Annotated in this window: 15 protein-coding genes, 1 tRNA gene and 1 pseudogene; 12 read left to right on the plus strand and 5 right to left on the minus strand. The window is 69.9% G+C overall.

Annotation, left to right across the window (positions count from 1 at the left end; genetic code table 11):
* The first annotated feature begins 40 nt into the window (after window positions 1–40).
* Together AB0K67_RS22175 and AB0K67_RS22180 are read left to right on the plus strand one after the other, a co-directional pair.
* Entirely contained in the window at window positions 41–538 is a 498-nt protein-coding gene (locus AB0K67_RS22175) for a YbjN domain-containing protein (protein ID WP_364063069.1), read from the plus strand.
* 10 nt (window positions 539–548) lie between these two features.
* Window positions 549–1,292: a phosphoglyceromutase gene (locus AB0K67_RS22180; protein WP_364063072.1), complete on the plus strand. Its 744-nt coding sequence runs from the start codon at window positions 549–551 to the stop codon at window positions 1,290–1,292.
* Between the two features lie 63 nt (window positions 1,293–1,355).
* Here AB0K67_RS22180 and phoU read toward each other — a convergent pair whose 3' ends face one another.
* On the minus strand, window positions 1,356–2,000 hold the full coding sequence (gene phoU, locus AB0K67_RS22185) for a phosphate signaling complex protein PhoU (protein WP_364063075.1): 645 nt from the start codon (window positions 1,998–2,000) through the stop codon (window positions 1,356–1,358).
* Between the two features lie 124 nt (window positions 2,001–2,124).
* On the opposite strand from phoU, the gene AB0K67_RS22190 reads away from it, so the two are divergent.
* Both AB0K67_RS22190 and AB0K67_RS22195 read left to right on the plus strand, forming a co-directional pair.
* Entirely contained in the window at window positions 2,125–3,303 is a 1,179-nt protein-coding gene (locus tag AB0K67_RS22190) for an ATP-binding protein (RefSeq protein ID WP_364063078.1), read from the plus strand.
* 64 nt (window positions 3,304–3,367) lie between these two features.
* Window positions 3,368–4,060, plus strand: coding sequence for a response regulator transcription factor (locus tag AB0K67_RS22195; protein ID WP_364063081.1), 693 nt, complete (start codon window positions 3,368–3,370; stop codon window positions 4,058–4,060).
* Window positions 4,061–4,165: 105 nt separating this feature from the next.
* On the opposite strand, the gene AB0K67_RS22200 is transcribed toward AB0K67_RS22195, so the two are convergent.
* Window positions 4,166–4,753 carry a copper chaperone PCu(A)C gene (locus tag AB0K67_RS22200; RefSeq protein ID WP_364063084.1) on the minus strand — a complete coding sequence of 196 codons (588 nt, stop codon included), beginning with the start codon at window positions 4,751–4,753 and terminating at the stop codon, window positions 4,166–4,168.
* A 251-nt stretch (window positions 4,754–5,004) separates the two neighbouring features.
* Here AB0K67_RS22200 and AB0K67_RS22205 point away from each other — a divergent pair, with 251 nt between their 5' ends.
* The 4 genes from AB0K67_RS22205 (at window position 5,005) to AB0K67_RS22220 (ending at window position 7,115) form a co-directional block, all read left to right on the plus strand.
* Entirely contained in the window at window positions 5,005–5,487 is a 483-nt protein-coding gene (locus AB0K67_RS22205) for a CarD family transcriptional regulator (protein ID WP_020544658.1), read from the plus strand.
* 17 nt (window positions 5,488–5,504) lie between these two features.
* Window positions 5,505–5,978, plus strand: coding sequence for a 2-C-methyl-D-erythritol 2,4-cyclodiphosphate synthase (ispF, locus tag AB0K67_RS22210; RefSeq protein WP_364063087.1), 474 nt, complete (start codon window positions 5,505–5,507; stop codon window positions 5,976–5,978).
* Window positions 5,979–6,454: 476 nt separating this feature from the next.
* On the plus strand, window positions 6,455–6,742 hold the full coding sequence (locus tag AB0K67_RS22215) for a GlsB/YeaQ/YmgE family stress response membrane protein (RefSeq protein ID WP_364063090.1): 288 nt from the start codon (window positions 6,455–6,457) through the stop codon (window positions 6,740–6,742).
* A 97-nt stretch (window positions 6,743–6,839) separates the two neighbouring features.
* Window positions 6,840–7,115, plus strand: coding sequence for a GlsB/YeaQ/YmgE family stress response membrane protein (locus tag AB0K67_RS22220; protein ID WP_364063093.1), 276 nt, complete (start codon window positions 6,840–6,842; stop codon window positions 7,113–7,115).
* A 144-nt stretch (window positions 7,116–7,259) separates the two neighbouring features.
* Here AB0K67_RS22220 and AB0K67_RS22225 read toward each other — a convergent pair whose 3' ends face one another.
* Window positions 7,260–8,681 (minus strand): hypothetical protein, encoded by a 1,422-nt coding sequence (locus tag AB0K67_RS22225; RefSeq protein ID WP_364063096.1) that lies wholly within the window; start codon window positions 8,679–8,681, stop codon window positions 7,260–7,262.
* 63 nt (window positions 8,682–8,744) lie between these two features.
* On the opposite strand from AB0K67_RS22225, the gene AB0K67_RS22230 reads away from it, so the two are divergent.
* From AB0K67_RS22230 to AB0K67_RS22245, 4 genes are all read left to right on the plus strand, one after another.
* On the plus strand, window positions 8,745–9,122 hold the full coding sequence (locus tag AB0K67_RS22230; protein WP_364063271.1) for a PPOX class F420-dependent oxidoreductase: 378 nt from the start codon (window positions 8,745–8,747) through the stop codon (window positions 9,120–9,122).
* A gap of 43 nt (window positions 9,123–9,165) precedes the next feature.
* The gene (cysS, locus tag AB0K67_RS22235) at window positions 9,166–10,557 is read left to right on the plus strand and encodes a cysteine--tRNA ligase (protein ID WP_364063099.1); all 1,392 of its coding nucleotides are present in this window, start codon (window positions 9,166–9,168) and stop codon (window positions 10,555–10,557) included.
* A 175-nt stretch (window positions 10,558–10,732) separates the two neighbouring features.
* Window positions 10,733–11,698 (plus strand): 23S rRNA (guanosine(2251)-2'-O)-methyltransferase RlmB, encoded by a 966-nt coding sequence (gene rlmB, locus AB0K67_RS22240; RefSeq protein ID WP_364063102.1) that lies wholly within the window; start codon window positions 10,733–10,735, stop codon window positions 11,696–11,698.
* A 20-nt stretch (window positions 11,699–11,718) separates the two neighbouring features.
* A tRNA-Thr gene (locus AB0K67_RS22245) sits at window positions 11,719–11,791 on the plus strand.
* 61 nt (window positions 11,792–11,852) lie between these two features.
* Here AB0K67_RS22245 and AB0K67_RS22250 read toward each other — a convergent pair.
* A pseudogene (locus AB0K67_RS22250) lies at window positions 11,853–12,116 on the minus strand (tyrosine-type recombinase/integrase); the annotation flags it as partial.
* A gap of 260 nt (window positions 12,117–12,376) precedes the next feature.
* Entirely contained in the window at window positions 12,377–12,520 is a 144-nt protein-coding gene (locus tag AB0K67_RS22255) for an integrase (protein ID WP_364063105.1), read from the minus strand.
* Window positions 12,521–12,547 lie beyond the last annotated feature (27 nt).

The raw sequence follows: 12,547 nt of genomic DNA on the forward strand, positions 1-12,547 counted from the left end.
TGTTCTAGTACCGTCCATGGTCCCTTCTAGGGTGGTAGGCATGCGCGAAGTCGTCGAAGCGGCGCTGAAGGCCGCGGAGGTCACCTACGAGGAGCCGCGGCCGGGGGCGTTCCTCGCCAAGCTGCCCGGACAGCACAAGCTCGCCACCATGACCTGGCTCATCGTCGGCGAGCAGGTGCTGCACGTCGAGGCGTTCTTCTGCCGCCGGCCGGACGAGAACCACGCCGAGTTCTACCGCTGGCTGCTCGGCAAGAACGGCTCCATGTACGGCGTGCACTTCTCCCTCGACCCCGTGGGCGACGTCTACCTGGTCGGCAGGATCCCGCTGGCCGCCGTCACGGAGGAGGAGGTGGACCGGTTGCTCGGCTGCGTGCTGACGTACTCGGACGAGTGGTTCGACCGGGCGCTGGAGCTCGGCTTCGCCTCCTCGATCAGGCGCGAGTGGGAGTGGCGGGCCAAGCGCGGCGAGTCACTGGCCAACCTGCGGGCGTTCGCGCGCTTCGCGGACCCCGAACGCCGCCCGGCGGGCGAACCATAGGATTGGCCGCATGGCGACTTTGGTGCTGCTGAGGCATGGCGAGAGTGACTGGAACGCGAAGGGCCTGTTCACCGGCTGGGTGGACGTCAGCCTGTCCGCCAAGGGCGAGGAGGAGGCCCGTCGCGGCGGCAAGCTGCTCCAGGAGGCCGGGCTGCGCCCGGACGTCGTCCACACGAGCCTTCTGACCAGGGCCATCCAGACGGCCCACCTCGCGCTGTCGGAGGCCGGCCTGCTGTGGCTGCCGGTCAAGCGGAGCTGGCGGCTCAACGAGCGCCACTACGGCGCGCTCCAGGGCAAGAACAAGGCGCAGACCCGCGAGGAGTTCGGCGACGAGCAGTTCATGCTGTGGCGGCGCTCCTACGACGTGCCCCCGCCGCCCATCGCGGACGACGACGAGTACTCCCAGGCCGGCGACCCCCGCTACGCCCTGCTGCCGCCGGAGCTCATGCCCCGCACGGAGTGCCTGAAGGATGTCGTCGGCCGCATGCTGCCGTACTGGTACGACGAGATCGTCCCCGACCTCGCGGCCGGCCGCACCGTGCTGGTCGCCGCCCACGGCAACTCGCTGCGCGCGCTGGTCAAGCACCTCGACGGCATCGGCGACGACGAGATCGCCGGGCTCAACATCCCGACCGGCATCCCCCTGGTCTACGAGCTCGACGCCGACTTCCGCCCGACCGTCAAGGGCGGCCGCTACCTCGACCCCGAGGCCGCCAAGGCCGCCATCGAGGCCGTCGCCAACCAGGGCCGCTGACCTCACACGTGCGCGAGGGGTGCGGGAGTCCCGCACCCCTTGCGCGTCGTGCCGCCACTACCGTCAGTTCGGTCGCGAACCCGTGACCAGGTAGACGACGGCCTGCGCCACACGCACCGCGTGATCGGCGTACCGCTCGTAGTAGCGGCCCACCAGCGTGATGTCGATCGCCGGCTCCACCCCGTGCGCCCAGTCCTTGGCCAGGATGTCCCTGAACAGCTTGCGGTGCAGCCGGTCCATCGCGTCGTCGTCGGCGTCCAGCTCCATGGCCGATTCGGCATCGCGCGACGCCACGCAGCTGCCCGCCTTGGTGACCAGGTTCTCGGCGACCTGCCCCATCTCCAGGATCGTCGAGCGCAGCTCCGGCGGGATGGCCGACTCGGGGTGCCGCAGCCGCGCCACCTTGGCCACGTGCACGGCGAGGTCGCCCATGCGTTCGAGGTCGGTGCCCATGCGCAGCGCCGTGATGACCATGCGCAGGTCCACCGCGACCGGCTGCTGCCTGGCCATCAGCTCGAAGATCGACGCCTCCAGGTCCGCGAAGGTCGCGTTCACCTCCTCGTCACGGGAGATCACGCTCTCGGCGAGCTGCAGGTCGGCGTCGAGGAGGGCCGTCGTGGCGCGGGAGATGGCCGAGCGAGTCAGCCGGGTCATCTCCACCAGCTTGTCGGTCAGCGAGTCGAGTTCTTCGTGGTACGCGTCGCGCATGCCGTCACCGTACGTGCGGGTCGATGAACGAACTCCGACCGCAGAGTGAACTTTCCGGGAAAGGGGTGTTCATCCACGGATGAGGGGGTCTGTCCCTGGGGAAGCGCCACCTACCATCGGAGACATGAGTGAGATGGCCATGAGCTTCGCGGCCCTGGCCGGGTTCGTGGTGGGCGCGCTGGCGGTGCTGTTCTACCGCCATCAGATCGAGGCCCCCAGCCGCACGACCCCCGACGGCGTGGCGACCGGCACGGCGCTGCCGCAGGGCGTGGCGTCCGTGCTGGCCGTGCTGCCCTCGTCGGCCGTGGTGCTCGACGCCCACGACCGGGTGCTGCGGGCCAGCTCGGCGGCGCGCGCGTTCGGGCTGGTCAAGGGCGACCGGCTGATGGCCGCCGAGCTGCTCGCCCTGGCCCGCCAGGTACGCCGCGACGGCGAGATCCGCGAGAGCGAGATCGACGTCGCCGGGCACAAGTTCGGCCAGGAGACCACCAGCTTCGCCGTACGCGTGGCGCCGCTCGGCACCTACGGCCAGGTGCTGGTGCTGGCCGAGGACCAGACCGAGCGGCGCAGGGTCGAGGCCGTGCGCCGCGACTTCGTCGCCAACGTCAGCCACGAGCTGAAGACCCCGGTCGGGGCGCTGAGCCTGCTGGCCGAGACCATCCAGGACGCCGCCGACGACCCCGAGGCGGTCAGCCGCTTCGCCGGGCGCATGCAGCACGAGACCGCCCGGCTCAACTACCTCATCCAGGACCTGATCACGCTCAGCAGGATCCAGGGCGCCGAGCCCATCCCCACGCCCGGCCAGGTCTCCATCGACGAGGCCGTCAGCGACGCCATCGACCACTGCAACACCAAGGCCGTCGCCAAGGACATCACGCTGGTCTCCGGCGGCACCGAGGGCCTGCGCGTCTGGGGCGACGCCGAGCTGCTCGTCACCGCCCTGCGCAACCTGATCGACAACGCCATCGTCTACAGCCCCGAGCACACGCGGGTCGTGGTCAGCGTGCGGCCCGCGGGCGACTCCGTCGAGATCAGCGTCAGCGACCAGGGCATCGGCATCCCCGAAGACGCCTTGGAACGCATCTTCGAGCGCTTCTTCCGCGTCGACGCCGCCCGCTCGCGCGCCACCGGCGGCACCGGGCTCGGCCTGGCCATCGTCAAGCACGTCGCCGCCGCACACGCCGGCGAGGTGTCCGTCTGGAGCAAGGAAGGCTCCGGCTCCACCTTCACCCTCCGCCTGCCCGCCTTCGGCGGCCAGGCGGTGGCAGTACCACCTTCGATCCCCATGGAGGCAGCCTCGTGACCGAGCGAAGCGAAACCACCGTCGGACGCGCCGGCCGCGTCATGAGGCGTACAGGGGCATGCGCATGACCCGCGTACTCGTCGTGGAGGATGAGGAGTCGTTCTCCGACGCCCTGTCCTACATGCTGCGCAAGGAGGGCTTCGAGGTGTCGGTCGCCGCGACCGGCCCCGAGGCGCTCGACACCTTCGACCGCAACGGCGCCGATCTGGTGCTGCTCGACCTGATGCTGCCGGGGCTGCCCGGCACCGAGGTGTGCAGGTCGCTGCGGCAGCGTTCCAAGGTCCCCGTCATCATGCTGACCGCCAAGGACAGCGAGATCGACAAGGTCGTGGGCCTGGAGCTCGGCGCCGACGACTACGTCACCAAGCCGTTCTCGTCCCGCGAGCTGGTCGCCCGCATCCGCGCCGTGCTGCGCCGCCGGGGCGACACCTCCGACGAGATGGAGAGCGCCGTACTGGCCGTGGGGCCCGTGCGCATGGACGTGGACCGCCACGTCGTCGCCGTCCGGGGCGAGCCCGTGCAGCTGCCGCTGAAGGAGTTCGAGCTGCTCGAGGTGCTGCTGCGCAACGCCGGGCGGGTGCTCACCAGAGGCCAGCTCATCGATCGCGTCTGGGGCGCCGACTACGTGGGCGACACCAAGACGCTCGACGTCCACGTCAAGCGCCTGCGGGCCAAGATCGAGTCCGATCCGTCCAACCCGCGCTGCATCCTCACCGTGCGCGGGCTCGGCTACAAGTTCGACGCCGTGGAGGAATGACAGACCCCGGTACCCGTCCTCCGGTACCGGGGTCTTCTCATGCCCTCTGGGCGATCTCCGACGGTCTTCAGAGCCTTCTGGAGCCCTTCCAGCGGGCCTCCCTCCTTAGTGCTCCTCCTCGGCCTCACCGGTGGGGCTCGGCGTCGGCGTGGGCGTCGCCGCCGGGGTCGCGCCCGGCGCCGGCGGGTACGTCGCGAACTCGCGGCTACGCGTCACCACGGGGACGTTCAGGGAGATGGTGCCGGCGTTGGCGAACTGGAGGTCCAGCTTGACCGTCTCGCCGCCCCTGAGGCTCTTGGGGATCGCCTCGAGCATCAGCTGAGGGTTCGGCTTGCCGGTGTTGACGAGCTGGTTGCTCGGCAGCTGGATGGGGGTGGCGACCTTCACCTGACCCATGTCCCCGGCGTTGACCGCCTGGAGCGTGTCGGGGGTGCCCGACGTGTTCAGGATGTTCAGGTAGATCGGAGCGGAGCCGCGCCACGGGAGCTGGGCTCCCGAGTCGGGGCCGAGGATGAACGCCTGCGGGATGTGAATGCCGCTCTTCGAGCCGTAACGACCGTTCTCGATCAACACCTGTGCCTCGTTGGGCGCGTACGGCTTGTTGGTGGTGGCGTCGAATCCTGCCCCGCAGCCCGCCAGCACGGGGGCTGCCAAGAACGCGGCGGCTACGACAATCCAGCGACGGCTGGTCACGGGCGGGTTCTCCTTGGTTCAGCGCAGGTGTCGCGCGTGCGTGTTGTGCAGCGCCCACCATATCCACCCCAATGCAAGGTCATATCCACACCCCTGCAGGTCATTCGCTATGTCCGGAAATGCGATTCATAGAGTTGAGCGCTTGTCAAGCCCCAATATGCGGCCTTGACCTGCAGTTATGAGGATTTCACTGTTCCGGGAGGCTGTGGATGCGTGGTACCCTGGAGTACAGCGGAAGGGGTACTTGTCACATGACTTTCCAGGTCGGCGACACTGTCGTCTACCCCCACCATGGGGCTGCTCGGATCGAAGCAATCACGACGCGATCCATCAAGGGTGAGGAAAAGACCTACCTGGTGCTCAAGGTCGACAAGGGCGACCTTACCGTCCAGGTGCCAGCTGAAAACGCAGAACTCGTCGGTGTGCGCGATGTTGTCGGTCAGGAAGGCCTTGAACGGGTTTTCGATGTCCTTCGCATGCCGCACACTGAAGAGCCGACCAACTGGTCCCGTCGCTACAAGGCCAACCTTGAGAAGCTCGCTTCCGGCGATGTGAACAAGGTCGCCGAGGTGGTTCGGGACCTGTGGCGGAGAGACCGCGAGCGTGGTCTGTCCGCCGGCGAGAAGCGCATGCTCGCCAAGGCGCGCCAGATCCTGGTCAGTGAGCTGGCCCTGGCCGAGAAGACCAATGAGGACAAGGCAGAGGCCCTTCTCGACGAGGTACTCAACTCCTGAACACGAATCTTCCACGGGTGGGCGTCGGAGTCGACGTCCACCCGTTCGCATCACCTGACTCCGGGCGCGAGCTCAACCTCGCGGGCCTGCACTGGCCGGGCGAGCTCGGCCTCGATGGCCACTCCGACGGCGACGCCGCCGCCCACGCGGCCTGCGACGCCCTGCTGTCGGCGGCCGGGCTCGGCGACCTCGGCGGGCTGTTCGGCACCGCCGACCCGCGTTGGTCGGGCGCCTCGGGCGCGGCTCTGCTGGAGGAGACCGCGCGCCAGGTGCGCGCCGCGGGCTTCGAGATCGGCAACGTGGCCGTCCAGGTGATCGGCAACCGGCCGAAGCTCGCGCCGCGCAGGGCCGAGGCCGAGAAGGCGCTCAGCGCCGCTCTGGGGGCGCCTGTGAGCGTCTCCGCCACCACCACCGACGGCCTCGGGCTGACGGGGCGTGGCGAGGGCGTGGCGGCCGTCGCGACCGCGCTGGTGGTCGCCGTTTCCGCGTGAGCCCGGCGCCGGCCGGCTTCTGAGCGCTGTCCTGGCAGGTGTGCGCACGATCGGGTGTGGTCCTGGCCGGCGCGTGCGGGGACGGCCTGTGGCGTCAACGGCGCGGTCGCCCCCAGCGGCCGACGCAGCCTGGCCGGTGTGCAGGGGGAGGGGCTAGGGCCGCAGACGGCGTCGCGGCCTTCGTGTGGCTCGCCGGTGTGCCAGGGGGTGATGGCAGCCGCCGGAGTCGTCGCTGATGGGCGATTCCGAGACGTTTCGTGGTGGCTCGCCGTCAACCCATGCCGTGTCCCGTGCGTCCTTATTGCGGGATACGTGAGGGTGTCCTGGCGGGTCGTCGCCAGCCCGCCGAAAAAGCGGAGGCGGCGGTTCGTCACTGGCGCGGTACGGACCGCCGCCTTCCCCTCAGGGGGTAGTTCGCCTGTTCAGGGGGTATGTGTCCCGCCAAGACATGTGAACGTCTTCGGGGGGAGCTCCACATGATCGGCGCGATAATCAGCGCAGTAGTCATCGGCGCCATCGTCGGTGCGCTGGCCAGACTGCTGGTGCCCGGCAGGCAGAACATGTCCATCGGCCTGACCCTCATCGTCGGCATCGTGGCCGCCCTGATCGGCACTCTGATCGCCCAGGCGTTCGGCTGGGCCGACACCAGAGGCATCGACTGGATCGAACACATCCTGCAGCTCGTCCTGGCCGTGGTCGGAGTTCTCCTCGTGACCAAGTTCGGCATGGGGCGTAGCGGTCGAAGTGGTCGAACAACCACCTGACCTGCACTTTCGTAAAGACGGCGCATAATCGCCGTAGATCGGGTAGCGACCAACCCGTGAGAGTGAACCGCTCACCCTCACGGGGAGGTTTCATACCATGACCATCGAATCCATCCTCGGCGCCATCGTCATCGGCGCTGTGATCGGCGCCATCGGTCGCCTCCTGCTTCCCGGCAGGCAGGCCATCGGGTGGATCCTCACCATCGTCGTCGGCATCGTCGCCGCCCTCGTGGGCACGCTGCTCGCGCAGGTGCTGGGCGTGGAGACCACACCGGGCATCGACTGGATCGAACTGGTGATGCAGGTCGTGCTCGCGATGGTCGGTGTGGGCCTGGTCGCCGGCCTGCGACGCGGCAGCGGCCGAAGCATCTGACCCTGCGCCGTGCGTACCGGCTCGCTCAGCGGCTGAGCCTTGCGTACCGGCGGGAGAAGGCGTGAGAAGGGCCCGCCAGGGATCGCTCCCGGGCGGGCCCTCTTCGCGCTCTCATCGATTCGGCCGGCTGGTCCCGCCGCGCTGTCAGTCCTCGGGCGGGCGTGGGGTGCTGCGGAGGCGTTCGGCTGGGGCGGGGGAGCCGTCGAGGACCACGCGGTGCGGGGCGGTGTCCTCCAGCTCCGCGCGGCGACGCTCCTCCTCGTCGGCCAGCTCGGGGCCGTGGTCGGGGTCCGGGCTCCGGCTGGGAGCGTCGTCCGCGACCACCGGGTGAGGCTGGGTGTCGGCGTCCCGGCCGGTCGACTCGCGCGAAGGGCGCGGGTGGACGAGGACGTCGGTCGGCCTGACACGGTCGCCCCAGCGGACCGGCCGGGTCCGCGGCTCCTCCGCGGGCTCGCTCCGCGCTTCTTCACGCGTCTGGCTTGGCACCGCACTCCGTGCTTCTTCTCGCGCCTCGCTCTGCACCGCCTCGCGTGCTTCGCTCCGGGCCTCCTCGCGCGCCTGGGCCGGCGTCGCCTCCCACGCTTCCTCGTGAGCCTCGGTCCGGGGCTCCTCGCGGGCTTCGCCGTGGGCGTCGTCGGGCGTGTCGCCGACGTCCTCGCGGGCCTGGCTCCACGTCTCCCGGCGGGGCTCGTCCCGTACGTCCTCACGTGTCGCGTCGGCGTCCTCGTGCGCCTGGCCGTGCGCGGCCTCGCGGGCCGCCGCGCGTACGTTGCGGGTCGGCTCGTCGTCCGCCTCGTGACCCGCGTTCTCGGCCACCTCGTGGCGCGTCTCTTCGCGCGCCGCCGCAGACGGCTGCGGTGCGGGCTCCGGGTCCGGGCTGGGCGCCCGTACGGGACGGGTCTTGGGCTCGGGCTGGGGCGCCGGGGCGCCGCCGTCCTGGGCCGGCCACTCGGTCACGCGTTCCGACACCGGCGGGGTCTTGGAGGGAGCGGTCGGGTCGGTCGCCGGCTCGGGGCGCGGCTCGGGCGCGGGTGCCTCGGCGGCGGGCTCAGGCGCGGACGGCTCGGTGTCCGGCGGAGACGTACGGGAGCCCTGGAAGGGCACCAGGTCCTGCTGCTCCTCGTCCCCCTTGTACGCCGTCGCCCGGTGCGCCCGCACGTGCTTGATCAGCAGCAGCCACAGCCACAGCGCCACCGCCAGCATCACCCACGGGGCCAGCGCCACGCCGATGGCGGTCTGCCGGATGTCGAAGGTGACGCGCACCGCCGTGGCCACGTCGGCCGCGGCGGCCGCCGCGATCAGCAGGATCAGCACGAACGCCGCCTGCACGCGTACCAGCATCCTGGCCGAGCGCAGCAGCAGGACGCCCACCAGCGCGACCACCAGCAGCGCGTCGAAGGCGGCCGGATAGAGGAAGGCGAGGTCCTGCCTGGCCTCACCGGTGACGGCGAGCGCGCGCAGATCGTCGAAGGAGAGCGCGCACGCGGCCCCGGTCAGTGCGGCGACGGCGAGCCCGGCCAGGGCGAGGCCCAGGCGGCGGAGCAGAGAGGGGGGAGTCACGTCCATGGCGTCTTCGAGACTACAGAAGAATGGCGATCACGACCGATCACGGGAGAACACATGGCAAAGATGTCGGAAGAAGCGCGCAAACTCCTGGACGCGCCGAATTATGCGACGGTGACCAGTCTGAACCCTGACGGGGGGCCGCACTCGTCCGTGGTCTGGGTGCGTACGGACGGCGACGACGTGCTCTTCTCGACCGTGAAGGGCCGCGTCAAGGCGCGCAACTTCGAGCGGGACCCGCGCGTCAGCCTCCTGGTCATCGACCCGGACAACCCCTACCGGTACGTCGAGGTGCGCGGCCGGGCGACGCTGACGCCGGACCCCGAGGGCGCGCTGATCCAGGAGCTGTCGCAGAAGTACCAAGGACGCCCATGGGAGGACAAGCCGGGCACCGAACGGCTCATCGTCCGAATTTCTCCTGACCGGGTGTACGTACGGGGCTGATTTCTCGGCGTGACGACGCCGCCGAGGCGTTAGCCTTGCCTTCGTGAGCCTGCACATCTACGACACCAGCACGCGCACCATCCGTGAATTCGTTCCGGTCGAAGCCGGCCGGGCGTCCATTTACCTGTGTGGGGCCACCGTGCAGGCTCCTCCGCATATCGGGCACATCCGCTCGGGCGTCAATTTCGACGTGCTGCGGCGGTGGCTGATGCGTTCGGGGTACGAGGTGACGTTCTGCCGCAACGTCACCGACATCGACGACAAGATCATCAGGGTGGCCGCCGAGGAGGGCGTGCCCTGGTTCGTCGTGGCCGAGCGCAACCATCGGGCCTTCACCTGGGCGTACGAGACGCTCGGGTGCCTGCCGCCGACCGTCGAGCCGCGCGCCACCGGCCACGTGCCGGAGATGATCCAGCTCATGGAGCGGCTCATCGAGCGCGGTCACGCCTACGCCTCCGGCGGCGACGTCTACTTCGACGTACGCTCCTACGCCGACCGCTACGGCTCGCTGTCCAACCAGAAGCTGGAGAACATGCGGGAGGCGGGCGACACCGACGACGACTCGTGCAAGCGCGACCCGCGCGACTTCGCGCTGTGGAAGGGCGCCAAGCCCGGCGAGCCCACCTGGCCCACCCCGTGGGGTCCCGGCCGGCCGGGCTGGCACCTGGAGTGCTCGGCGATGGCGACGAAGTACCTGGGGCCGACGTTCGACATCCACGGCGGCGGCATCGACCTGGTCTTCCCGCACCACGAGAACGAGATCGCGCAGTCCCAGGCGGCCGGCGACGGGTTCGCCCGCTACTGGATGCACAACGGCCTGCTCAAGATCGGCACCGAGAAGATGAGCAAGTCGCTCGGCAACTCGCTGCTGATCCCCGAGATGGTGCAGAAGGTGCGTCCGGTCGAGCTGCGCTACTACCTCGCGGCGCCGCACTACCGTTCCTCGATCGAATACTCCGAGGAGGCGCTGCTCGAGGCGGCGGCGGCGTACCAGCGGATCGAGGGGTTCGTGACACGGGCCGCCGAGGTGATCCACGACGTGGACGCCGACGCGCCGCTGCCGCAGGCGTTCGTCGACGCGCTCAACGACGACCTCGGCACGCCGCAGGCGCTCGCGGTCGTGCACGAGGTGGTGCGCGAGGGCAACGTGGCGCTGTCGCGCGGCGACAAGGAGGCCGTGGCGCGGCTGCTCGCCGAGACCCAGAACATGCTCGACGTGCTCGGCCTCGACCCGCGTTCGCCGCAGTGGCGGGGCACCGGCTCCGACCTGACGCCGGTCGTGGACGCGCTGGTCGCGGTGGCGCTGGAGCAGCGCCAGGCGGCGCGCAAGCGCAAGGACTACGAGGCGGCCGACGCGATAAGGGACAGTCTCGCGGCGGCGGGCATCACCGTCGAGGACACCCCGCACGGGCCGCGCTGGGAGCTGCGCCGGTAGTCATCGATGGTCAGGGGCCGCCTCGGTCGTGGCGTCCAGGGCGGCCGCCGGCCATGTGAACAGCGCGGGGCCCCTCTCGTGCGGGCCTCGTGTGGGCCTCGTGTGGGCCTCGTGCGGGCCTCGTGCGGGCCTCGTGTGGGCTGAGGAGGGCGGCGGCCCGAGTACCCTTGAACGCATGGCAGCAGGCGGTAGGGCATCGGGCAAGCCCGCGAAGAAGAAGGGCCCGGCCAAGGGCACCGGTGGGCAGGGCCGCCGTGCGCTTCGAGGCAAGGGCGCGACGCCGCCTGCCGAGATGCGGCACTGGTACAAGGAGAAGGCGCGCGCCGAGCGCATCGCGCGGGAGGAGCGCACGGGCGTCCGTCGCGCCACCCCGGCGCGGCCGCAGCGGCGTTCCGAGGACGCGCCCGAGTACATCGGCGGGCGCAACCCGGTCCTGGAGGCGCTGCAGGCCGGGGTGCCGTGCAGCGCGCTCTACGTGGCCCAGCGCATCGACAACGACGACCGCGTACGCGACTCCATCAAGATCGCGGCCGAGCGCGGCATCGCGCTGCTCGAGACCACCCGCGACAAGCTCGACCGCCTGACCGAAGGCGGCGTGCACCAGGGCATCGCCCTGCAGATCCCCGCCTACGACTACGCGCACCCGTCCGAGCTCATCGAGATCGCCCAAGACGCCGCCGAGGTGCCGCTGATCGTCGCCCTCGACTCCGTCACCGACCCGCGCAACCTGGGCGCCATCGCCCGTTCGGCCACCGCGTTCGGCTCCCACGGCCTGCTCATCCCGTCCCGCCGCTCCGCCGGCGTGACGAGCGGCGCGTGGAAGACGTCCGCGGGCACGCTCGCCAACCTGCGCGTCGCCCGCGCCTCCAACCTCACCGCCGCCCTGCGCGAATACCGCGAGGCCGGCCTCTTCATCGTTGGCCTCGACGGCAGCGGTTCGACGGACATCGAAGACGTCGAGCTGCTGACCGAGCCGCTGGTCATCGTCGTAGGCTCGGAGGGCAAGGGGCTGTCGCGGCTCGTCCGCGAGCAGTGCGACGTGCTCGCGCGCATCCCGATGCGCGCCGCCGCCGAATCCCTCAACGCGGGAGTGGCGGCGGGAGTGGCGCTGTACGAGGCCGCTCGTCACAGGCGGCGGTAGCGTCTACACTGGTAGGCCGTGCCGACGTAGCTCAATCGGCAGAGCATCTGTCTTGTAAACAGAAGGTTTGGGGTTCGATTCCCCACGTCGGCTCGCAACAGAAAAGGCCCCTGAGCAGGCGATACGCCGTCAGGGGCCTTTCGCTTGCCGGGCTTCAACCGGTGTCTTCAGCGCCCTCGGGAGCCACCTTGGGAGCCACCGGGAGCTGTTCCCCCAGAAGAGCGCTGGAGATGGCTTCGGTCGCCGCTCGCCGGTCGCCCTCCAGCAGATGGCCGTAGATGTCCTTCGTGATCGCGATGCTGGCGTGGCCGAGGACTTCGGACACGACGTGAAGGGGAGTGCCCTGGGCGAGCATGAGCGACGCCCCCGAGTGCCGAAGCTCGTGCGGATGCCAGTGGCCGAGCCCAGCCTTCTTGGCGAGGCGAGAGAAGCAGAAATGTTTGGGACAGACGCTTCCCTCCTGCTGTACAGCAACGCTGTCTCACCGGACCGCATCTCGACCGTTGACGATCACCACTTGGGCAGGCCAGCAGCGCATCAACAGGGCTTCTGCCCTGCCCTTGGTTTGGGGTTCGATTCCCCACGTCGGCTCAGCTACAGAAGGCCCCTGAACTGGCGGTTCCGGTTCAGGGGCCTCGTCTTTGTCGTGACAAAGTCGCGATCTTGCTAACACCCTTGCTAACGGGACGCCACTGCCTGGGCGAAGACCTCGGCGGTGGTCGCGGCCTGTTCGCGGATCACGTGGGCGTACACGCGAAGGGTGATCGCCGGGTCGGCGTGGCCGGGGCGGGCCGCCATCACGTGCACGGGAGTGCCGGCCATGACGAGCGTTGTCGCGTGGATGTGGTG

The sequence above is a fragment of the Nonomuraea sp. NPDC052634 genome (genome assembly GCF_040678535.1).
Taxonomy (GTDB): domain Bacteria; phylum Actinomycetota; class Actinomycetes; order Streptosporangiales; family Streptosporangiaceae; genus Nonomuraea; species Nonomuraea fastidiosa.

Excerpts from the sequence above, each read along its gene's own strand:
- AB0K67_RS22195 (WP_364063081.1), top strand. The coding sequence starts at position 3,368 with ATGACCCGCGTACTCGTCGTGGAGGATGAGGAGTCGTTCTCCGACGCC.
- AB0K67_RS22205 (WP_020544658.1), top strand. The coding sequence starts at position 5,005 with ATGACTTTCCAGGTCGGCGACACTGTCGTCTACCCCCACCATGGGGCT.
- AB0K67_RS22190 (WP_364063078.1), top strand. The coding sequence starts at position 2,125 with ATGAGTGAGATGGCCATGAGCTTCGCGGCCCTGGCCGGGTTCGTGGTG.
- AB0K67_RS22175 (WP_364063069.1), top strand. The coding sequence starts at position 41 with ATGCGCGAAGTCGTCGAAGCGGCGCTGAAGGCCGCGGAGGTCACCTAC.
- AB0K67_RS22225 (WP_364063096.1), bottom strand. The coding sequence starts at position 8,681 with ATGGACGTGACTCCCCCCTCTCTGCTCCGCCGCCTGGGCCTCGCCCTG.
- rlmB (WP_364063102.1), top strand. The coding sequence starts at position 10,733 with ATGGCAGCAGGCGGTAGGGCATCGGGCAAGCCCGCGAAGAAGAAGGGC.
- AB0K67_RS22230 (WP_364063271.1), top strand. The coding sequence starts at position 8,745 with ATGTCGGAAGAAGCGCGCAAACTCCTGGACGCGCCGAATTATGCGACG.
- phoU (WP_364063075.1), bottom strand. The coding sequence starts at position 2,000 with ATGCGCGACGCGTACCACGAAGAACTCGACTCGCTGACCGACAAGCTG.
- AB0K67_RS22220 (WP_364063093.1), top strand. The coding sequence starts at position 6,840 with ATGACCATCGAATCCATCCTCGGCGCCATCGTCATCGGCGCTGTGATC.
- AB0K67_RS22215 (WP_364063090.1), top strand. The coding sequence starts at position 6,455 with ATGATCGGCGCGATAATCAGCGCAGTAGTCATCGGCGCCATCGTCGGT.
- AB0K67_RS22180 (WP_364063072.1), top strand. The coding sequence starts at position 549 with ATGGCGACTTTGGTGCTGCTGAGGCATGGCGAGAGTGACTGGAACGCG.
- AB0K67_RS22255 (WP_364063105.1), bottom strand. The coding sequence starts at position 12,520 with ATGGCCGGCACTCCCGTGCACGTGATGGCGGCCCGCCCCGGCCACGCC.